At 62.8% G+C, this 21,683-nt stretch carries 16 protein-coding genes and 1 pseudogene; 6 read left to right on the top strand and 11 right to left on the bottom strand.

Features of this window, described 5'->3' with window-relative positions; all coding sequences use genetic code 11:
* Positions 1-2,931, top strand: a complete 2,931-nt coding sequence (locus IPL79_07605) for a PD40 domain-containing protein (GenBank protein MBK9070847.1) — start codon at positions 1-3, stop codon at positions 2,929-2,931.
* Here IPL79_07605 and IPL79_07600 read toward each other — a convergent pair.
* Both IPL79_07600 and IPL79_07595 read right to left on the bottom strand, forming a co-directional pair.
* Positions 2,894-3,943 (bottom strand): GTP-binding protein, encoded by a 1,050-nt coding sequence (locus tag IPL79_07600; GenBank protein MBK9070846.1) that lies wholly within the window; start codon positions 3,941-3,943, stop codon positions 2,894-2,896. The genes IPL79_07605 and IPL79_07600 overlap by 38 nt on opposite strands.
* Before the next feature lie 18 nt (positions 3,944-3,961).
* Positions 3,962-4,609 carry a redoxin domain-containing protein gene (locus IPL79_07595; protein ID MBK9070845.1) on the bottom strand — a complete coding sequence of 216 codons (648 nt, stop codon included), beginning with the start codon at positions 4,607-4,609 and terminating at the stop codon, positions 3,962-3,964.
* 39 nt (positions 4,610-4,648) lie between these two features.
* Here IPL79_07595 and IPL79_07590 point away from each other — a divergent pair, with 39 nt between their 5' ends.
* Positions 4,649-5,878 (top strand): hypothetical protein, encoded by a 1,230-nt coding sequence (locus tag IPL79_07590; GenBank protein ID MBK9070844.1) that lies wholly within the window; start codon positions 4,649-4,651, stop codon positions 5,876-5,878.
* On the opposite strand, the gene IPL79_07585 is transcribed toward IPL79_07590, so the two are convergent.
* The 3 genes from IPL79_07585 to IPL79_07575 are packed head-to-tail and all read right to left on the bottom strand — an operon-like array spanning position 5,775 to position 8,942.
* A complete protein-coding gene (locus tag IPL79_07585; protein MBK9070843.1) occupies positions 5,775-7,043 on the bottom strand; it encodes a hypothetical protein in 1,269 nt (422 codons plus the stop codon). The two genes, IPL79_07590 and IPL79_07585, sit on opposite strands and share 104 nt — an antisense overlap.
* Positions 7,027-7,992: a TraB/GumN family protein gene (locus IPL79_07580; GenBank protein ID MBK9070842.1), complete on the bottom strand. Its 966-nt coding sequence runs from the start codon at positions 7,990-7,992 to the stop codon at positions 7,027-7,029. Before IPL79_07580 ends, IPL79_07585 begins: the two co-directional genes overlap by 17 nt.
* Entirely contained in the window at positions 7,989-8,942 is a 954-nt protein-coding gene (locus IPL79_07575; GenBank protein MBK9070841.1) for a TraB/GumN family protein, read from the bottom strand. The genes IPL79_07580 and IPL79_07575 overlap by 4 nt, the downstream gene beginning before the upstream one ends.
* Before the next feature lie 95 nt (positions 8,943-9,037).
* Here IPL79_07575 and IPL79_07570 point away from each other — a divergent pair, with 95 nt between their 5' ends.
* Positions 9,038-10,834, top strand: coding sequence for a 5'-nucleotidase C-terminal domain-containing protein (locus IPL79_07570; protein MBK9070840.1), 1,797 nt, complete (start codon positions 9,038-9,040; stop codon positions 10,832-10,834).
* Positions 10,827-12,170, top strand: a complete 1,344-nt coding sequence (locus IPL79_07565) for a 3-deoxy-7-phosphoheptulonate synthase class II (protein ID MBK9070839.1) — start codon at positions 10,827-10,829, stop codon at positions 12,168-12,170. The genes IPL79_07570 and IPL79_07565 overlap by 8 nt, the downstream gene beginning before the upstream one ends.
* 205 nt (positions 12,171-12,375) lie before the next feature.
* On the opposite strand, the gene kynA is transcribed toward IPL79_07565, so the two are convergent.
* The 4 genes from kynA to IPL79_07545 form a co-directional block, all read right to left on the bottom strand.
* Positions 12,376-13,155, bottom strand: coding sequence for a tryptophan 2,3-dioxygenase (gene kynA / locus IPL79_07560; GenBank protein MBK9070838.1), 780 nt, complete (start codon positions 13,153-13,155; stop codon positions 12,376-12,378).
* A gap of 34 nt (positions 13,156-13,189) precedes the next feature.
* Positions 13,190-14,956 (bottom strand): M3 family oligoendopeptidase, encoded by a 1,767-nt coding sequence (locus IPL79_07555; protein ID MBK9070837.1) that lies wholly within the window; start codon positions 14,954-14,956, stop codon positions 13,190-13,192.
* Between the two features lie 380 nt (positions 14,957-15,336).
* Positions 15,337-15,654: a hypothetical protein gene (locus IPL79_07550; GenBank protein MBK9070836.1), complete on the bottom strand. Its 318-nt coding sequence runs from the start codon at positions 15,652-15,654 to the stop codon at positions 15,337-15,339.
* 775 nt (positions 15,655-16,429) lie between these two features.
* Positions 16,430-17,440 carry a hypothetical protein gene (locus IPL79_07545; GenBank protein MBK9070835.1) on the bottom strand — a complete coding sequence of 337 codons (1,011 nt, stop codon included), beginning with the start codon at positions 17,438-17,440 and terminating at the stop codon, positions 16,430-16,432.
* A gap of 571 nt (positions 17,441-18,011) precedes the next feature.
* On the opposite strand from IPL79_07545, the gene IPL79_07540 reads away from it, so the two are divergent.
* A complete protein-coding gene (locus tag IPL79_07540; GenBank protein MBK9070834.1) occupies positions 18,012-18,491 on the top strand; it encodes a hypothetical protein in 480 nt (159 codons plus the stop codon).
* A 499-nt stretch (positions 18,492-18,990) separates the two neighbouring features.
* Here the strand turns inward: IPL79_07540 and IPL79_07535 are convergent, their stop codons facing one another.
* On the bottom strand, positions 18,991-19,644 hold the full coding sequence (locus IPL79_07535) for a hypothetical protein (GenBank protein MBK9070833.1): 654 nt from the start codon (positions 19,642-19,644) through the stop codon (positions 18,991-18,993).
* A gap of 162 nt (positions 19,645-19,806) precedes the next feature.
* Here IPL79_07535 and IPL79_07530 point away from each other — a divergent pair.
* Positions 19,807-20,175 (top strand): annotated as a pseudogene (locus IPL79_07530) (kinase/pyrophosphorylase).
* An 88-nt stretch (positions 20,176-20,263) separates the two neighbouring features.
* Here IPL79_07530 and IPL79_07525 read toward each other — a convergent pair.
* Positions 20,264-21,604 carry a hypothetical protein gene (locus tag IPL79_07525; GenBank protein MBK9070832.1) on the bottom strand — a complete coding sequence of 447 codons (1,341 nt, stop codon included), beginning with the start codon at positions 21,602-21,604 and terminating at the stop codon, positions 20,264-20,266.
* Between the last annotated feature and the right edge of the window lie 79 nt (positions 21,605-21,683).

Below are 21,683 nucleotides of genomic sequence, written 5' to 3'. Positions count from 1 at the left end.
GTGCGTCCCAGCCTCATCTTCGCGCTGCTAGTCAGTTTGGCCGCGAGCGTGCTCGCCCACGACGCGGCGGCGCGGCCGCTGGCATCGTGGTTTGCGCGCCGCCACGACTATCGCACCATTGAGACTAAGCATTTTATCATCCACTTTGACGCGCGCTTGCTCGCCGTGGCGCGGCGCGTGGCAACCGTGGCCGAGCACGCGCGCCCAAGGGTAGACGCCGAGCTGGGCCATAGCCCGCGCGCCCGAACCCACATCGTGGTGCGTGACGAGACCGATAGCGCCAATGGTTTTGCCTTTGCCGTGCCTCGCAACGCCATCACGGTGTACGCCACGGCGCCGACGACCGATTCCGATTTGGCGGACTACGACGACTGGCTTTATTTGCTGGTGGCTCATGAGTACAGCCACGTCGTGCACCTCGACATGCAGAGCGGCCTGCCGCGCGCATTCAATGCGGTGTTTGGCAAGCGCTGGGCCCCTAATCAAATTGCACCGCGGTGGATCATCGAGGGCATCGCGACCTACCTTGAGTCGCGGCTCACCTCGGCCGGACGCATGCGCAATAGCCGCTTCCTGATGTACCTGCGCACGGCGACGCTGGCTGGGCGGACGCTTCGCCTCGACGAGTTGTCGGGGGCGCCCGCGCGGTTTCCGCGTGGCACCGGGGCGTACCTGTACGGCGCGCATTTTCTTCACTACATCTTTACCTCGCACGGCAGCGGCGCGCTAGCCGAGATGACCCACGCCTACGCGGACGGCGTCATCCCGTTTGGCCTCAATACGAGCATCGTCGCCGCGACGGGCCGCGACTTTGGCGCGTGGTATCGCCAGTGGCTGGGATTTCTTGCCGGCAAGAGCGCGCTGGAGGCCGAGGCCGTGCGGCGCCAGGGCCTCGTCGAAGGCGTCAATCTAACCGACGACGGCGAATTCTATGGCCAGCCTCAATACGACGAGGCGGGTGACACGCTGTATTTTGTCGGCACCGACGGCTATAGCGAACAGCGCATATTTGCGCGCACGATCGCGCCCGGCTCCGGCTTGGCGCAGGTTACGCCGGTGATGCGCGCTGATGAGGTGACCGGCTTTGATGTGCGCGGCGCCGAGCTTGTGTTCGATCTTACGCGCCAGCACGACGTCGACTACTATTTTCAAGACCTCCACGCGCGGCCCGTAAACGGCGGTGCGCTGACGCGCCTGACCAAGGGCCTGCGCGCGCGCGACCCGGCATTTTCACCCGATGGCACGCAGCTCGCCGTGACCCTAGGCGGCGCCGACCAGGCCGATATCGCCTTGCTCGAACGCCGTGGCGCCTCGCCTCACCCGCGCATCGTGTTCGCCGCGGGCGCGCACGAGGTGGCGAGCAAGCCGGCATGGTCGCCCGATGGTACGCGGCTCGCCTTTAGCCTGTGGAAGGTCGGGGGCGTGCGCGATATCTATGTTGTGGAGGTGGCAAGTGGTGCCATCGTCCGCCAGCTCACGGCCGATCGCGCGCAAGACCTCGATCCGGTGTGGTCGCCCGATGGCGCGCATATCTACTTCGCCAGCGATCGCAGCGGCATCTACAATCTCTACGCCTATCGTTGGGAGGACGCCACGCTGTGGCAGGTGACCAACGTCGTGGGTGGAGCATTTGCGCCCACGGTGCATCCAGGCGGCGGCAAGCTCGCCTATCAGGGCTTCGTTGGCGAGGGCTACGACGTCTTCGAGTTGCCGCTGCAGCCCGAGACGTTCCGGCCCGCGCCGCCATATATCGATGCCCGCCCTGAGGCGACGTTGGCGCGCGATGGCGAGGTGGCGATGAGTCGCCCCACGGCCTACCGCCCGCTCGCCACCCTGGCGCCGCAAAATTGGCGTTTGGAGGTGCTCGGCGGCAATCTGAGCCAGCAGCTCAATATAGCCACCGACGGCAGCGACGTCGCCGGCATGCACGCCTTCGTGCTCGGCGCCACGGTCGATCTGTCCGACGGCCGCGCCTCGGTGGCGGCGTCGTACAACAACCGCGTGTGGAAGCTGCCATTCTTTCTCGCGGCCAGCCGGCGCCACATCGTGCGCGACGAGGTCCCATTTTTTGATGCCACGTATGCTTATGAACAAGAAGCAGTCGGCGGGCGCGCGGGATGGTCGGTGCCCTTTGACAATCCCGCCTATGTCTCGTGGAGCCTTGGCTTTGACTACGCGGTAGATTGGGTGCGGCTGACCGCTGGTGGTGGCCCAACTCTCGATCCGCAAACACCGGTGCCGCCGCGCGTGCCCGAGGCGTCGCGCGTTGCCAGCCTTGGCGTGCGCGGCTCCGTTGGCAACGTGCGCGGCGATCGGATGACGATCGGGCCGCAACGTGGCGCCGATGCCAGCGTGGCGTTTCGCGTCGAGGATCCGGTGGTTGGTTCGCACGGCTCGTCGGCGAGCGTATCGTGGCTGGCGCGGTGGTACGTGGAATTGCCGTGGGGCCAGACCCCCGCGCTGGCGCTGCGGCTCGCCGGCGCGGTGCGTTTGCAGCAAGGCGATGCGACCCCGTACGCGCTTGGGTCCGTACCTGAGCAAGATCTAATCGCCGCCATCCTCGATCAGTCTCGGGTCAGCTCCAGCGGGTATCTGCGCGGCTATCAGCCACGTGCCTTGGCCGGCAAGCAATTTCACTTGCTCAACGCCGAGTATCGCCAGCGGCTCCTCGATGTTGAGCGGGGCGTGGCGACGCTGCCGGTCTATGTGCGGCGGTTGCACGGCGCGTTGCTCGTCGATGCCGGCGCGATTTTGCAGGCGCCAGGCGATCCGCCCTGGCAGGAGTCCATCGGGGTTGGCGTTGGCGCGGCCGTGAGGCTCGACACCCTCTGGGGGTATGGCCTGCCTGTGACCATCGAAACCGGCATCGCCCGCGGGCTGACCAGCCTTGGCGTCACCGAGACGTGGGTGTCGTTGACGGGCTCGCTCTAAGATCGGCGCCCGCTCGACAGGCGTAGAGCTGGCGCATGACTGCCGCATCGTCGAAATCGCCAATCAAGACGAATTCGCTGCGAGCGGGTGCGAGGGATGCGGCAGAGGAGGGATCCGGAAAGGTAATGCCGAGGTAAGCGCCAGCTTTTTCAATAAAGCCAAGGCGAGGCTCGCCGGCCAGCGCGATAAAGCCTTTGACACGGGCGAGTGAATCGCCAAGTGCCGCGAGGATCTCGAGGACATGCGCCGCGACCAAGGGCGCCGGGTCGGCAAAGACCATGGCATGCAATTGGCCATGATGGTGGCGATGCGATGTTGCGGTCGCTGCCGCCTGCGCGTTGTCATGCGTCGCCAAGCTCATCCGCACCGCGGGCGCCAAGGGCCGCGTTGCCAGCAGCCAATGGCAGAGATTCATCGCGCCGGCGTCGTCGTCGGGAAAGCTCGCGATTTCGGCGTGGGGGGCGTGCGCGATGATGCCGGCGCGCGCTCCGCTCAGCGTCAGCTCGCTCGCGCGGTCTAGCTTGGTCAGCAAGACGCGGTCGCTCGCGTTCAATTGTTCGCGCGCCTCGTCGCGGGCCGCCATCGTGGCGGCACCCACCTCGGCATCGACGACGGAAATAATGCCGGCGATGGCAATGCCGTCGCGGACGTCGGCGCGCACGGCGGCGAGGCCTTCGATGATGGCCATGGGCTGGGCGATGCCCGTGGTCTCGAGCACGAGATAGTCGGGCCGCGTCCGCGTGACAATATCGGCGATGCCATCCCAGAGGTCGTTGCGGATGTCGAGCTTGCAACAAAGACAGCCGCCGGCAAGCTCGAGGATATCGCCGCCGCGACGCAAGATCAGCTTGCCGTCGATGGCGATGCGACCGAGCTCGTTGACGAGCACGGCGATGCGCTTGCCGTGCGGCGCCGAAAGCAGGCGATTGAGCGTGGTTGTCTTGCCCGCGCCAAGCCAACCGGTGAGAATCGTAAAGGGTAGTGGCGTCGCCAGGGAGCTTGCGTGAGACATGGTGCCGCCTGGCGCGCCCTAGGCCTCATCGATCAGCGCTTGCAGACAGGTCTGCGCGATGCTCGATTCCCAATCGCGATACGAGACATAGTGGTAACGAATCACGCCTTTGGCGTCGATGACGAAGGTTTCCGGCCAACCGGTTACGCCCCACGCCGCGCCAATGGGGCCAATCACTTGGTCGGCCGCCGGCGCGTCGAGGAAGACCTCAAACGGGGCGCCCTGTGGAAACAACGCCCGCACATCGTCCCAGCTTTCATTGCCGGCAAGCGTAAGGACCGCGAGCTCGTCGGCATCGGCGCCTCGGGCCATGCGAGAAAGGCCGGGCTTTTCCTGTTTGCACGTCTTGCACGACGCCTCCCAGAAATTGACCACGACGACCTTGCCTCGGAAATCTGACAATTTTACCTGCTTGCCGTCATACCGGTTAAATAACGCCTCTGGCGCCGCTACCGGCAACGCGCCCAGCTTGGGGTTGACCGCTTGTGAGCGCATGCCGGTGCAGGCCGCACGCGTTTCCCGTGAGGCGGCGGGGTTTACCATCCAGATGTAAAGGCCAACCAACACGCTGGCCGTGGCCAAGACGACGGCCAGCGCGACCAGCTGCGGTGGGCTTGGCACGGTCGTGGTCGATGGCCTGCCCGCGGGGGTTTCAGAGGTGCCCATAACTACCAGTGTAGCTCGTTTTGGGCTAACCTGAAACTCGTGGCGCTGGTCGGTGAATTTGCGACGTTTTCGCTTGAGGATCTCATCGATTGGGCGACGCGACGCGGCGTCGTGGCGTCGGTACGGTTTCGCTGCCTCGACCCAATTCGGCTGCCAACGACGTTCGGGCGCGCGGGCACGGCCGGCGAGCAATATGACCAAGGCTCGCTGATCGACGACCGCGAGTTAACCTTGTTTTTGAGCCACGGCATGCTCGTCGGTGCCGGCTCGTCATCGCCGCAAGAGCAGCTCGGTGGCATCTTGGCGGCGTCGGGGCTACTCGGCGATGAAGCGAAGTTTCATGCCGAGGAGATGCAGCAACAGTCAACGCTAGGTCTTGGAAAAATTCTTGAGCTGTCGCACGCGGTGCCCGAGGCGACGATCGTCGAGGTGGTGAGCACCAAGATGTTCGAAACGGTGAGCGAGCTGCTGAGCTGGCAGAACGCGGCATTTACGGTCACCCGGGTGCAGGCGCATCACGTCGGCGTGCCCGTCGAGTTGCCGCTCGACGACGTGTGGCGCTTTGCCCTGGAAAAGTCCGATTCGTGGCGGCGCTTGCGCGCGCTGGTGCCACACGACGAATTGCGTTTCTTTGCCCCCGGTGCCGCGCCGCCGGCGATCCTTGGCAACGCTGACCTGCACGACATTTGGGTCAATGCGGTGGGCGGGCGCTCGGCAGGGGAATTGGCGGCACGGCGCCTCGGGCAGAAGACCGCGGTCTATACGCGCCTCGCCGATTTGCTGGAGGCCGGGCATTTGCAGTACGACAAGCGCCGCACGCCACGCAGCGACTCGGCCGCCGAGTTTGCCTCCGGCGCGCTGTCGCGGCTGCGGCTCGGCATGCTCGATGATGCCGTGAAATTGCTGCAACGGGCGCGAGCCCTCGATCCCAAGGATGCCATCGTCGTGCAGGCCGAGCAGGCGCTCGAGCGCGCGGGCCACATGGTGGCGGCGCTCGATATCATGCGAACGATTCGCATACCAGTGCAGTCGGGCGCGGCGCCAAGCGGGTTATCTGACGCCGAAGATCGCATGTATCGCCGCATCGACGGCGTGTGGGACGTGATGTCCTTGGTGCGCAATAGCCAGCTGCGCGAAGGCGATGCGGTGGCCGCTTTAGCCAAGCTCATTCATCGCGGCTTCGTGGCCTGGAAGACGCCATCGCCAGGTCAAACACCAAGTCCCCTTGAGGCGGACCTTGGGACGGATCTTCAAGCACCAGCCCAATAAGCACAGGTTGTGCCGGCACCTCGGCAAAGGCCGGATCGATCGAAATCCAGCCGTGCGTGGCGCGCACGACCAGCCAGCGGTGGCGAATGAGGCGGCTGCTTGCCGCCTCCAAACGCCACCCCGTCGCATAGCGAAAGGCGATGCGACGCTGCGCCAGATCGGCGCCGAGTTGTGCGCTCATGGCGCGGCAATCCCCAAGCCCCGTCCCGAGCTGCAGCGAGGGCGCCAACTGTTTGTGCAACGCCGCCATCATCGTGGTCAACACGCGCGGGGTGGTCGCGACTTCGCCGGGTAGGAGCGGCAAGGCAGCGGCAGGCAACGGCGACGGCGTTAGGGTGACGTTCACCCAGTATCCGTCCGCCGTGACGGCCTCGCGTTGGCCGGGAAACCGCATGGCGGCTAGTGCTGGCGACTGCGGGCGATGGCGCGCGGGGACGAGCACGCCATCGGCTACACGCTGCGCCTTGACCGCGGTGAGCGCGAGCAAATCCGGCGGCGTCCACGCGACCTGCGCCAGGTGCGCCGTCGTTTTTTGCGCCGTCGCGCCGTCGCTGCTGGTAACGACGTCGGGCAATTGGCCGGCGCTACCAGTAACCGTGCTTGTCAGCTCGCCCCACGGGTGATGCCAGGTGATGCGCCACGCGGTGCCCACGCTGGCGCTTTGCGGCACGCGCTCGATTCCCGCTGCAAGCCGCAGCCCCTCATACGCCGGGTCAATGCCGCATGCGGGCGCAGACTGCCCCATCGCAAGCCACGTCGCGGCGAAGACCGCGGGGATGCAGGACACCGCATCGATGTCCGGCATGAGCGGCCGAGTGGAGGTCGCGCCACCCATTGCCGTCGTCACCTCGCCTGACCAACGGCCGTCCGCAAACGTCGCGTCGTAGATGGCGTGAAAGTCGACGGGGGCCCCGGCACGCGTGAAGGCGACACGCTCCTCGCGGCGCATCGTCACGCCATGCGCCTGTGCGTCCATCGTTTCATGCGCATAGCCAATTTTTTCGCCGTGCAGCGCGAGCTCGTACCACGCGTCGCTCGCGATGGCCCCCGTTTGGGCCGCGTCCGCCGTAGAGCTCAGCGGCGCGGCCGCGTGACGGACAGGGGGGGCGTTGCAAGCGGTGACCGCGCCGAGGCAGCCTAGCAACGCTTTATTGACTACGCTCAACCGTCCAGCCCTTGGCCTGCAGCAGCTCGACGACACTGCCAGGCCCAAGCAGGTGCAGCGCGCCAACGGCGACAAAGGTTGGGCCTTTGGCCGCGGCCGCCTCGATGCCTGGGATCCATGCCGCGTTGCGCGTCAGCAAGAGATCTTTCATCATGGCGTCCTGCTCGGCCGGCGTGACGCCCATGAGCGCCGCCTGTTTGGTGTCCTTGGAAAGCGCGAGCAGCCCTACGTCGTCACCGGCGCGATACAGCGCGAGCAGCTCCTGGTTGCTCTGCTTCATCGTTTCGACGTGATCGAGCATGGCAATCAGCGTCTTGGCGGTAATCCATTTTTCTAGCAGCGCGAGCTGCGACGCCGCGCTCTCGAGAAAAATCACCTCGGCCCCAGCGGTGCGGGCGGCCTGGATTAACTTCATATCCATAAATCCGGTCTGCGGCAGCCCTTGCATTTGGACCAGCGTGGCGGCCATGGCGGGGCGCAGCATGTTGGCACCGGCGGCCTGTTGCTTACCCACGACGGCCTCGAACTTGGCAAAGGCCTCGGCGCCGAGGTCGTCCCTCAGCGTCTTGCCATCCTTGCGCAGCACGACGCCGAGCAAGGTTGGGTCATTGATATCGGCCTCGACGACGAGTTGTTTGGACGCCGCAAAGGGCTGCATGACCGACGGTGGCAAGGCCTCAACGTTGACCCCCAAATGCATGGTGCCGAGCAAATAGACGGTTTGCGTGTCTTTTTTAGCGGTGTAGAAAAAGGGGCGGGTCAGCGCTGGCTCCGCGGGCGCGGCAGGCTCGGCCGTGGGCGTCGCGGTTGCCGCCGACCCCGGCGCCTTACTAGCCCACGGATCGTCAGCCGAGGGCTTGGCTGTTTGTTCCTTGCCGCGACAGGCGGCCAGCAGGGACAGCGCAAGCACCGTCGCCGCGCCTAAGCGGCTGCGAGTCGGGCGCTTCATTGACGCTCCACCTTCCAGCCGCGCGCCTCGAGCATCTTAACCACGCTCTTGTCGCCGACGAGGTGCATGGCACCTACCGCGATAAAGGCGGGCCCGACGGCGGCTAATTTCTCGATCGGCGCGATCCACGATTGATTGCGCTGCTCGAGCATTTCAAATTCCATTTGCGTTGCATCTTTTTCGGTCATGCCCATCGAGGCCGCGCTGCTATCATCTTCGGCAATCGCGAGCAATGCGGCCTCATCGCCGGCGCGATACGCGGCGACCAAGCCATCATTGACGGACTTGAGTTTGCCGACGTTGTCGATCATGGCCGCGACGACGCCCGCGGTCATCCATTTTTCCAGCAATCGCATCTGCAGCGAGCCTTCTTCCAGATAGGCCAGTGGCTTGCTGCTCTTGTTGGCGCGCTCGATGACGCCAATATCGACGCCAGGGGTGATCTCAAGGCCATGCATTTGCACACGCATGGTCGCGACAAAGGTCTTAAAGCGCGTTAGCCCCATGGCCTCTTTTTCACCAAGTAGCGCAACTAGCTTGCCCCACGTCGCGGGCCCAAGCTCGTCCTGCAAGGTACGCTTGTCCTTGCGCAGCATGCTTGCCATCAGGCCCAGATCTTGGATGTTGGCCTCGATTGCGACTTGCTTACTCACGGCAAACGCTTCCCACACCGAGGCGGGCAATTCGTCGGCCGAGACGCCCATGTGGATGGTGCCGAGTAGGTGTACGGTTTGATCGCCCTTGGTGGCCGTCCAGAAAAGCGGCTTGGCCACGGTTGCGATTGCGGTTGGGGCAGGGGCCGTCGCCGTTCGATCGACGTCGGTAATGGCCACGCCAACCGGCGGGACGCTGGGTGCCGAGGTGGTGCTTGGCTTGGCGCATGCGGCGCCGGCGACCAGGGCCAAGAGCAGGGAAGGAAGGGTTGTGGCCACGAGGCGTCTGCGTTGCATGTGGGCACGCTAGCAGGCCGCCCGTGGTGGCGCAAGCGACGCAAATGTGACGCGCCCACCAACCCCGCCAACGGGCAGTCAGGTACACTGCCGCGGTGAAGATTTTACTTCAAAATGCCGCTGTCGCCGCGCGCACGTCAAGCCCCTTGCATGTAGCCAAGGGCTTGGTAATGGCCGCAACTCTCCTCGCGGCTTGCCATGGGGCGCCAAAGCCGTTGCCGGCGACATCGCCGCGCACCAATGGCGTGACCGCGGAGGCCAAAACCATCACCGTCGTTGGCATTAATGACGTTCACGGCGCCATCGATCGCTTGCCGCTGCTCCTTGGCTACGTCGAACACCTGCGCGCCATGAGGCGAGCCGATAAGGGTGATGTGGTGTTGGTTGACGCCGGCGATATTTTTCAGGGCACCTTGGAGTCAAACCTCGGCGAAGGGCAGGTCGTCGTCGACGCCTACAACGTCATGGGCGTCGATGCCGCGACCCTCGGCAACCACGAATTCGATTTTGGCCCGGTGGGGCCCAAGGTGACCCCCGCGTCGCCCGACGACGACGCGCGCGGCGCGATCAAGGCGCGCATGGCGCAAGCCAAGTTTCCGTTTGTCTCGGCCAATATCGTCGACAAGGCAAGCGGTGAGGCGGTGTCGTGGCCTGGGCTTGCGCCGTCGGTGATCGTCGAGAAAAGCGGCGTCAAGATTGGCTTCATCGGCATTGCCACCGAGTCAACGCCATATACGACGATGCCCGCCAACTTCGCCGACGTCGCGATTTCGGATCCGGCCGAGGCCATCGTCGCTCAGGCCGCCGCGCTGCGCGCGCGCGGCGCCGTCGTGCTGGTGGTGCTCGCCCACATGGGCAGCTCATGCAAGGATCTGCATTCGCCGCACAACCACGCCTCGTGCGACAACGATGGCGAACTGGTCAAGGTGGTGAAGCGCCTGCCCGCAGGGGTCGTTGACGTCATCGTTGGCGGCCATACCCATGCCGGCATGGCGCACTGGATTAACGACATCGCGGTGATCGAATCGTTCGCCTCGGGGCGCGCCTTTGGCCGCGTCGACGTCCGCGTCAGCGGCGACAAGGTCACGGGCGTGAAAATCTTTCCGCCCCACGACCTCTGCGCCGGCGACAAGGCGGCGAACGACAACAAGCCGAGCTGCATTTCGGGTTGGTATGACGGCACACCGATTGCCTCCGATGCGCGCATTATCGATGTGATCGCACCCGCCACCCGCGACGCGAAGACGCTGCGCGGCACGCCGGTTGGGGTTGTGCTCGCCGATCAGTTTACTCGCAGCTACGGCAATGAATCGCCGCTGGGCAACTTGTTCGCTGAGCTCATGCTGACCATGGTGCCCAAGGCCAACGCCGCGCTCACCAACGCCGGCGGCGTGCGCGCCGAGCTGCCCGCGGGCGAGCTGACCTACGGTGCGCTCTATGAAGCCAACCCGTTTGATAATCGCGTGACCGTCGTGATGCTCAATGGCGCCCAGCTCAAAAAACTTGTTCGCGGCAACCTGACGCGCAAGAGCGGCACATACCTTTGGGCTGGCTTTAGCACGGAGGCGACCTGCCAACGCGGCGAACTCGCGCTCACCCTGCGCTGGCCGACCGGCAAGGTGGTGGGCGACACCGATCCGGTTCGCCTGGTGACGAGCGATTTTCTTGCGAGCGGCAGCGTGTTTAAGCGGCTCAATCTGCCGGAGGACCATGTCGTGATGACCGACAAGATTATTCGCGAAGAGATGGTGGCCGCCCTCAAACGCAAGGGCGGCACGCTGAGCGCGAAGCAATATTTTGATCCAAAAAAACCGCGGATGTCTTTGCCGATGCCGCGGCCCGTAAAATGCGGCGCCGACGTCGTAGAAAAAGGAACCGAACTCGATGACTGATAAGCCTTCGTGGACCCCGATTTCCTGGCAGGCGCGCCCTGCGGCGCAGCAGCCGACGTATCGCGATGCCGGTGCGCTGGCCGAGGTTGTGCGCACGATGGGCGAATTGCCACCGCTGGTGACGTCGTGGGAGGTCGAGGCCTTGAAGCGCGAAATTGCCCGGGCCGCGGCAGGCGAGAGCTTTGTCTTGCAGGGCGGCGACTGCGCCGAGAGTTTTGCGCAGTGCAAGTCGACGCCGATTGCCGCGACCCTTAAGATCTTGCTGCAGATGAGCCTAATCTTGGTGCATGGCTCGCGCAAGCCCGTGGTTCGCATCGGCCGTTTTGCAGGGCAGTATGCCAAGCCCCGGTCGTCTGACAGTGAAACTAAAGACGGCGTGACGCTGCCGGCCTACCGCGGCGACTTGGTCAATGAAGAGGCGTTTACGCCGCAGGCACGCGAGCCGGACCCCATGCTGCTGCTCCGCGGCTATGAGCGTTCAGCCTTGACGCTAAATTTTGTCCGTGGCCTCACCGCGGGAGGCTTTGCCGACCTGCAGCACCCCGAAAACTGGAATCTCGCGTTTGCGGCCAATTCGCCTTATGCGCAGACCTACGCCCGCATCGTCGCCTCCATTCGCGACGCGCTGGCCTTTGTCAACGCGGTCAGTGGGGTGAACGCGCAAGTGCTCGAGCGCGCCGATTTCTACACGTCGCACGAGGGCCTCTTGCTGTGGTACGAGCAGGCGCAAACCCGCAGCGTGCCGCGGCGCGATGGTTGGTACAATTTGTCGACACATATGCCGTGGATTGGCATGCGCACGGCGCAGCTGGACGGCGCGCATGTCGAGTTTCATCGCGGCATCGCCAATCCGCTCGGCATAAAGCTTGGGCCCGCGATGACGCGCGATTGGTTGCTTGGGTTGCTCGACGTGCTCAACCCGACCAACGAGGCCGGGCGCATCGTACTTATCGCGCGCATGGGTGCGGGCAATGTGCAGCAGGGCCTGCCGCCGCTAATCGAGACCGTGCAGCAGGCGGGGCGCAACGTGCTGTGGATGAGCGATCCAATGCACGGCAATACCGAAACCACGCCGCAGGGCCACAAGACGCGGCGCTTTGACAATATTTTGTCGGAGCTCAAGGATAGCTTTGCCATCCACGCCAAGCTCGGGTCGCGCCTTGGCGGCGTACACTTTGAACTCACCGGCGAAAACGTCACCGAGTGCATCGGCGGCGCCGGCGGCCTGGCCGAGGGCGATCTGCACCGCGCCTATAAGAGTCGCGTCGATCCGCGCCTTAACTACGAGCAAGCGCTCGAAATGGCGATGTTGCTCGCCGAGCATGTGCGCGGGTAGATGGTGGACCGGCAGGTGGGCGCACGTGTCTTCCTGCTCGCAGATAGCAGCCGTCCGGGGCACAGCGAGGCGGCTGTGGTATCCACATCCCTCGGTGCCACAAACACCGCCCTGCAATCTATGCTCGCGGAAGAAACGTGCGCCCACCTGCCGGTAAGTTTGCTCGCGGAAGAAACGTGCGCCACCTGCCGGTAGGTGTGCGCGCCTAGAGCGACGTGCGCAGCGACCAGATTTCAGGGAAGAGCACCACGTCGAGCATTTTGCGCAGATAGCTGACGCCGCTTGTGCCGCCAGTGCCGCGCTTAAAGCCGATGACGCGCTCGACGGTGGTGACGTGGCGAAAGCGCCACAGGCGAAAGGCGTCTTCCAAGTCCGTCAGCTCTTCGCCGAGCTGGTAGAGGTCCCAATAGCGCGCGGTGTCGCGATAGACGGCAAGCCACGCCTGTTCAACCTCGGGCGAGGCGGCATACGGCGTGGTCCAGTCGCGCGCGGTATGCGACGCCGGCACCGCGATGCCGCGACGGGCGAGCAGGCGCAGAGCCTCGTCGTACAGCGAGGGCGCCGCAAAGGCGGCCTGCACCATGGCGAGCAAATCGGCATGGTGCGCGTGCGGCGCCAACATGGCGGCGTTCTTGTTGCCGAGCGCAAACTCGATGCAGCGGTACTGCGCGCTCTGAAAGCCGCTGGAATTGGCGAGATATGGGCGAATCGCGCTGTACTCGGGCGGCGTCATGGTGGCCAGCACGTCCCACGCGTGCACCAATTGCTCCATGATCTTGCTAACCCGCGCCAGCATCTTAAAGGCCGCGCCGAGGTCGTCGGCCGCGACGCGCGCCATGGCCGCGCGCAGCTCGTGCAACATGAGCTTCATCCACAGCTCGCTGGTTTGATGCTGCACGATAAACAACATCTCGTTGTGATCGGGCGAGCGCGGGTGTTGCGCGCTTAAGATCTCATCGAGATGCAAGTAGTCGCCATAGCTCATCGCCTGGCTAAAGTCGGTCACAGGCGTGTCGGAATTAGTTGCCACAGTACGCCTCCAGCTCGCGTTCGATAAGGTCGATTGCAGAGTGCCAAAACGCCGGCGTTGTTAGATCAATACCCAGCGTCTCCTTCGCGACCACCTCAGCTGGCGCCCTGCCGGTGGCGCGCAGCATCTTGATGTAGTCGGGAATGAAGCTAGGCCCCTGCGCCGCAAAGCGCGCGTAGAGCCCCTTGGAGAACAAATAGCCGAACGTGTAGGGGAAATTGTAAAACGAAAGGTCGGGAATATAAAAATGCAGTTTGGACGCCCAAAACAGCGGATCGAGGCCGTCTTCTCCCAGCGTGTCTCCATAGTTTTTGCGCTGAGCGTCGGACATCAGCGCCTTGGTCTGCGCCACCGAAAGCTCACCACTCGCGCGTTGGCGATAGAATTCGCACTCGAAATCAAAGCGCACCGGGATGTTGAGCATAAACGCGCTGCAGGCCTCGAGCCGAGTATCGATCATGGCCTCGCGCGCCGCGGGTGAAAGCTCGCCAGAGGCTAGCAGCGCGTCGCATACCAGCTCTTCGGCAAAGGTCGACGCGGTCTCGGCGAGCGTCATTGGGTATTGCGTCGCCCAGTATGGCTGGTCGCGCATCACCCAATTGTGAAATGAGTGGCCGAGCTCGTGCGCCAGCGTCTGCACGTCGCCCAGCGCGCCGTGATACGTCATGAAGATGCGCGTGGTTTGGTTAAGCGGAAAACCCGTGCAGTAGCCGCCGGGCCGCTTGCCATCGCGGGTTTGCCAGTCGACCCAGCGTTCGCGCTGTGCCGTCTGCGCCATGCTGGCTAGCTCGGGCACGCGCGCAAACGCCTGGTGAATGCGCTGCCACGCGCCTTCAATAGGCAAACGCTCGGCGCCGGGCTGAGGCAGCGCCGCCATGAGGTCCCAGAAACCAAGCTTGGCGAGGCCGAGCTTTTTTGCCTTGGCCGTGAGGTAGCGCCGCGGCACGTCTTGCCGGTCGCGCACCGCGCCCATCATGGCTTCTAGGGTGGCGCGCGCGATGCCGGCACCGTGCAGCGCCGGCGCCAAGAAATCGTCGATGCCGCGCCGCTTGTACAGCGTCAGCCGTGTGCCGGCGATGGCGTTAAGCGCCGCGTTGCACGACTCGGCAACCGAGTCCCACGCCGCATTGCTGCCGTCGAAGGCGGCACGCCGTGTGGCTGGGTCGGCGTCTTCGAGAAACGTCCGCGTCATCGCCACGGGTTGCCGCGTCGCCTTGCCGCCGGTGACCATCTCAAACGTCAGCGAGCCCGAAATTCGATCGTAGAGCCGGCTCCAACCCGTCAACGAGCTTGGCGACAGATCGGCTGCGAGGCCCTCAAGCGCCGGTGCCATGGTTTGCCCCGCCTTCTGCCAGGCGCGCTTCACGTAATAGGCGACAGGGGCTAGCTCGGGCCGCGCGAGCATGGTGGCGAGCTCGTCGGCGGGCAACGCCACCAGCGCGCAGCGCACGTCGATCCAGCATTTCTCTAACAAAACGCCAAGCGCATCGACCTGGGCACTCGCCGCAACCGCCGGCGGGTTGGTGCCCTGCGAACACAAACAGCCCACATACGAGCGCGCTTGCTCGAGCCGCGCCTCAAGGTCTTGCAGCGTCACCAACGCCTGCGCGGTTTGCGCGGCCGTTGCCGCCTGCGGCACACTCAACGCGCCGAGGTCGCGGCGCAAGGCGTCGATAAAGCCGTTATAGGCGGGCGAGTCGAGCCCCGGGAAAAACGGCGTCAGGTCCCAATCGCCGGCATGGTCTGCGGTGTTCATGCCAACGACGCTACCACCAGGGCCGCAAGCAAGGCAGTAGCCGCGCGCGTGCGAAAGACGCGTTGCCTCCACGACCGGTCGTGGCAAGTTACATGTACATAAGGTGGCACCTGCTGTCTCAACGCAGTACCCATTCAAATGGGTGAGGCCTCTGAGATGCCCGAGTCCCGCTTCGGTGACGTTGGGGAGCCTGAGGTCGAGCGTCGTCAGCTGCGCGAGCCCGCAAGGGGGATCAGGCAAGGAATTTTAAGGGGGGAATTGCGGCTGGTCGCGGTGGCCGAGCAGGTCAGCAGGGTTGCAACGTGCCGGATCGCGCGGAATTTGAAGCCTTCAGCGCACTGATAGATTTTAGAATGTGACCGTCGTGCAGGCAGAAGGCCCTACGGGCGTGCCTGTTTGACGCTATCGGCGATGCCGATGCCAGTCTTGAGACCGCCGATTACCGCCGTAAGGCCCGTAACGATAGAGGATGCCGAGAAGAACAGCATGCCGATCGATTCGGATAAATATCGGCCACCCTCTACTGCTGCGAAATCGCCCGCCACGACGGCGCTCAGATAGGCGGCTGTCCCAGCAAAGACCGTAATGCCTAAGTCACGCGCGATAGAGCGAGTTGATCGCTTTTGCTTGGTCGTTGCGTCCTGGATGCTTCGGGTCGCCGTCGAGGGTTTTGCGACGGGCTTCTTCGTGAGTCGCATCCTGCCTTAGAGCCTGGATGAGGGTTGACGATCTACATTTCCGGTTGCGCTGCGGCTCGATGCGGAAAATTTACCAGCACCTGCCTTGATCGCCGTGCTACGTCCCGCTGGGGCACCTCGTTTCTGAGCATAGCTCGGGGTCGCGATAGTGATGCCGATCAGCATCGTCGAAAGTGTAAGCCACGTCATTGAGGTTCGCGTTGGGTTCATCATCGTTGCATACCGAATGCAATACCGATGCCATTTCGCAATGGGTAGCCGTTGCCCGTGGATCGCCTTGCCGTCCCGTGGCCATGGGCGTGCACGTCGATGTCACTGGCACGGCTGGGGTGTTGAGGCCTCACTTTGCACCGCGGTTTCGTGGCGCCAGTAGCAGGTGACACGCGCCCCTGCAGAATCCAGATTTTGCTAATCGGGCGGGCGTGATGCGAGAATTTCCTCGCCCTCGCCGTTGGTGGCTTCAAGCCAGTCGCGATGCGTAATGTTCGAAACCAAGCGCGCTTGAGGTTGTCAGTGGCAAGTCACTCAACTTCTTGGCTGCCGGCGGGGCCTCCGACGCATCACCGACCGCCAACATCATCGATACCTGGCCAATCTCAGTGATCCGATGGCTTCCAAACCCTCAGGTTCGGCACGGCATACGCCACCAGCCATGCTCGGCCACTGCATCCAGCGTCGCCGCTGCTGACGTCGGCCGTGGTTCGAGCCATAACCGCCGCCGGCTTCCGCAAAACCATCCCTATTGTATTGAGTAGGAGGTCTTAACTTGACCGGCCTAAAACCCGTCGACGCGAATCAGCTTGCCATTGTCGGGCTCACTGGACTCAATTACATAAAGGCTTCCGGCATAATAGTCGAGCGCTTGGGTCAGCGTCCCCAGTGTAGGTACAGACTGTCGTGTTGTGGCACAATTGATCGCGCTGCAGACTGAAACACCCGAGGGGCGGGTTACCCACGCCATCTTGCCGACGCCGGCTTCGATTAGGCTCTCATTTGATTCAGACCCGGTTACCAGCGGCACAAACGTGTCTTTGCAATCGGTAATTTCACACGCGCTGAGCTGCCCGGCGGAAGCCATCATCATCGTACCCTCATGAAGCAGCAAAGACTGTAGGCCGATCACCAGCGGTTCGCTGCCCAACAAATTTGTAGGCGGCGTCACACAACCGGTCAGCGGGCAGCGGAAAACCCCCGCGACTTCTGGCGGCACCCCATAACGGGTAAAATAGACGTCTTGATCTGTTGCCAAGATCCCTCGGCAATCACCTGGATCTTGCACGATCACCTCAGGCGCTTGCCCGATTCGCAGCCGCAACAATTTAGCCGACGTGGCATCGGCAATGTACACATCGTCACCGCGTACATGCAGCGCGGTTGTATGCAGCGCTTGCTCCAGCAGCGGCTCGACGCTGCTGCAAGCTGGCAAGGCGCAACGAAACACCCCGGCATTGGTGGTCCAAATCAAGTGCGCGTCGGTGTGGGCCAACTGGCGCAACGGCTGATTTGGCACCAGCGGCGCCAGCGTCCCTGCACAATCCACCAGCTCGCAGCGGTCGATGCGATCGGCGATTTGATCCCCGATAAACGCATAGCCATCCGCCACCGCCAAGTTCACGGGCCCGAGGAGGTTTTCGGCCAAGGTGACACTCTCCAAGGGAGGCAATGGTTCGGCATCCAAGGGCGCATCGAGCATGGGAGCGTCCGTCGGGCCATCAGGTGCCGCCGATGAACCCGAACACGCCACCAACACAACCCCTGCCCATATCGTATAAATAAAGTGTTTCACTCAGGCATCATGCAAAAAACAATTTTTAGATACAAACAAAATACAAAACCGAGCCAACTCGAATGGCGCTCACGTGGTTGGGCCGCCCCCATATCCGTGGCGACTAGGGTCACTCTCGGCTCCCGATTAGCCTGTAATTGCCGGATGTTAGATCCGGTGCTGCGTAGTCACGTTCGCTTGTGCCGATCCACGCAGTAGCGCAGTCAACCACCTAAATATTGATGGGATTTCGGGCCGAGAGTGACCCTTGCGGCCGTTGCAACTCAGCCAGCCCCCTGCGGCTCTTATCACCCACCGCCATTTCGGCCTGAAATTTCCTATCCCCACAGACGTCGCATCTGCGCCGCGCCTGGGGACTTTCGACCCCGCCTCCATCTCGTTTTGGTTTGAACGCGGAACCAATGGAACATGCAGATGACCGAGACTACTTGTTCCGGGGCTGGCCTCGGAAACCCAACACAACATCCAATATCTACTTATGTTGCCGGTGGCGACCCTGGTGTTCACTTAGAAATTGCCGGTGCTGACGATTTCTCTGCTGCGTGTGCCTGAATCTAATTAGGCTGGCCGCATGCAAATCCATCTTCAGTTGTTGTTAGCCCTTGGCGTTTCTTCAGGTTTCAGCTACGCAGGTTCGTGCGGAAGCGGTGGAGGATCAGAACCAGATTCTCCAGACATCTGGAGTAATGATGTCCTTTCCATATCCAAGGCACAGGCAGCCGATCAATCACTAGGGAAATACTGGCGCGCCGACAGCATCGATTGTCTGTTTGGCGGCGCAGATGGAGGTTTTTACAATGGCGGCGCCCAGGTCCGGGATACGTTTCTGATTCCGACGAACTTGGACCAGGCGTTCGAGGATAACGATTGGTACTCGTGGTTTGGCGCCGCGTACCTTAAATGGACATGGGATGACACCGAGGGGCGCACGTGTGTTCTAAAATTCCACGACCCAGGCAATGTCCTATGTTCGCCGGATGCCGCTGGTTGGTGTCAGCGTTCCATGTGGGTGCGAGAAGTGTCCCTGGTCAATATTCAGCCCATCGAATAGCTGATGCCGGTACAAACGTCAGGCCAACGTCCGCACCTCTGCTGCGCGATCGCCTTGGCGGGTTTTCGCGGCGGCGATAAATGCCGTAACATCTTTGGCGACTAGGGTCACTCTTGGCGACTAGGGTCACTCTCGGCTTCCGATTAGCCTGTAATTGCCGGATGTTAGATCCGGTACTGCGTAGTCACGTTCGCTTGGATGTGATCACGCAGTAGCGTAGCTAACCGCTCAAAATATTGATGGGATTTGGGGCCGAGAGTGACCCTTGCGGCCAAAAATCTTGCCTGCGAGCGACCCGGTGGCGGCGGCCTTGAGGATAGGAAATTTTAGGCGGAAATCGGGGAGGGTGGAGGGGCCGAGCGGGGCAGGCTGGGTTCAGGATGCCGACTCCGGGGGATTTAGAGCCCTCAGGTCACTGACTTTGACGTTCGGTCTGAGACACGCTAGGGTCCGCCACAGTCGAGGCGCTCGCCTAACCAGAGTTCGGACACCGTTGCGTCTACGCCGTCACCGCGCGCCCAGGCGCGAAGTTCTTCTTGCGTCGGCCCCTCGCCATGGTCGCCGTCGGCGGACTCTGCCGATGACGAATGCATGACGTGTACCGACTACCCTTGCGCCGGCATTCGACTAGCGGCTCTTCGTCGTCGAACCACTTGCAGGACAAGCCACGATCGAGCACCTCGGCGAGTGTGGACGAGGTGCTGACATCGTCGGGCGTTACGACTCGCGCGGCGTGGTTGGAGGCAACCAACTTGACCATTGCCTTGCCAACGATACTTATCGTGAACGGCCCAACTACAAGGTTGCGCACGGGCTTGCGCTTCGCCGTTACGCACTCAGGATCTTCGGTCTCGACCTGAAACGGCGCAAGCGCCGCGCCGACGATCGACGCGTCCGCGTGGTCACCGGCAGACAATCCATGGATGCCATTGCGACCGAGGCGAATCACGGGCCAGTTGGCATCGACACTTGGTGCAGCGTCGGGCGTGGCCGAGAGTGTGTCGGTGATGGGTTCCGGTGATGGCAACGTGGCCGGCGACTCACCAGACCTGTCGGCGACGAGCACTTCGGAGCCCACCGCTGAAGTGGGGCGCGACTGAGTCGAGCTACAGGCAACCACGAGGCTTGCGAGCGAAATGCGAACTATCGACATGACCCCTAAATGCCTGACATCCAGCGACTGTGCAACCCGGAACATGAGGATAGGAAATTTTAGGAGGAAATCGGGGAGGGTGGCAGGGGCCGAGCCGGGCAGGCGGGGTTCAGGATGCCGACTCCGGGGGATTTGGAGCCCTCAGATCACTGACTTTGGTGGGTATCTCGCGCACGTCGAAAACCCCCACTATCTACGTACCTAGCGCAACGCGGCCTGAAGGTCGCAAACGTGCCGTTGGTCCTCGGCATCGATCCACCCGAAGAGTTGGTGCAGTGCGATGATCGCCGCGTGTTCGGGCTCATCATTAACCGCGATACCCTGTCGCGCATTCGCCAGGCGCGCCTCAAACATCTCGGCATGCCAGAGGACGCCAGCTATGGCACGCGGCAGCACATCGAATCGGAAATTAGCTTTGCGCGCGATATCTTTCGCAAGCACCACACCTGGCCGGTGATCGACGTTACGAACCGCGCCATCGAAGAGACCGCGGCGGACATCATGCGGATCTACAATTCGCGCATGGCCTAAATGGCCCGGAAGACACGTGCACCCGCCAGCCAGCCGCCGCTCCACGATGCTCCAGAGGTGCCCTATCCGCGAGCGCGCGGTCGGGAAATTACTCGCTCATATCAAGGAACATGCCGCTGATGCGAATGCGTTTTTCGGGCGGCAGGCCGCTGACATTGCCTTCTCTGTCGACAAAGCGCCAGTCGACATCTGGCTCTTGGCGCATATCGCGGTAGCCGTCGGACACATCGGTTTCGATGAGCTCGATATGTGGGCAACCCGACTGATTACAGGTATCCGAGCTCGTCGCCGAAAACGTGGGCTCGATGTCGCCGAGGGAGGCGGGCATGGTTGGCACGTGCAACGAGGTTCGCTCGGGCGAGCCAATAAATGTCCACGTGAAATAGGTGGGCGCTTCGTCTGGGCCCGTGGTCCAAAAGAGCATTGCGCGAAATGCATCGGCGGCCGCACCAGGGATTTGCTCGCTCCAGCTCAGCGTCTTGTCTTCGAAACTGTACAGCGGCCACGATAACATCGGCAGCGCCATGGCAGGGTAGCTGTTGTCGTAGCGATTGGCCGTGCGTTGTTCGCGAATAATCTGATCGCTAGCGTTGCTGCGATGCAGTTCGATCAAGACATTGGAACCATCGCCGCCATCCTGCGACGGGATATCGATGGTAACCGCGTTGGGCTCGGTATCTAGATCGTCGAGGCCATAGCCTCGCCCCATCTTAAAGCCATCTTCGGTGGCATTCCACAGCGCCGAAATGTAGTTAAGGCCGGCAGGGAGCTGCGTCAGCGCAACGGTATAGGTGCCGCCGGGCAGCCAGGTTGCGCCGGTTAGGTCAATCGTGCCACCCGCGGCAAACGTGTGGCCGCTTGAGTAGATGCTATAGGCACTGATTGGAAAATCTTGCGCCAACGCGAACACCGAAAACTCACCATCCTGGCAAAATCCGAGAAATTCAATGTCGCCCGAGGTGCTGCTGCCGATGTCTTCTTCGCCGCACTTGGTGTGAATAATATAATGATCGTTGTTGCCTGGCCCCACCGGCAGCAAGACTTCCATCGAGCCGACATAGTTCCAGTCGCGGCCCGCCTTGCGCCCCATGACGAGCTCATCGCCCGGCTCGATTTCAAAGATGGTGGTTAGGTCGTAGGAGTTGTCGTAGGGCCGGACGACAGTAATTGATCCGCCGGTGGGCACCTCTTCGACGGTGGCAATGCCATCGTCATTGGTGATAAGGGTCTCGAGGTAGCCGCCATCGGCATCGTTCACCACCACGCTGATGCCTGGCAGTGGCCCGTTGCCGACGACATCCAGCACCAACACCGTGGCGGGACCGTCAGGCGGGGGTGGCGGCGGCGGTACGGGTGGCAATTGCTTTTCGACAGGCGTGCAGGCGAGCAGCCAAATCGCGAGGGCGGGTAGGTACGAGCGCGCGGACATGCGGCATTGTAACGCAGTCGTGGGGCGCGCGGTATGATCGTACCCACGACCAGGCCCAAAGGCTGCCGGACCACGGTTT

Source organism: Myxococcales bacterium (genome assembly GCA_016716835.1).
Lineage (GTDB): Bacteria > Myxococcota_A > Polyangia > Haliangiales > Haliangiaceae > JADJUW01.
The sequence above is the reverse complement of the archived record's forward strand: the minus strand, read 5'-3'. Positions and strand labels throughout refer to the sequence as shown.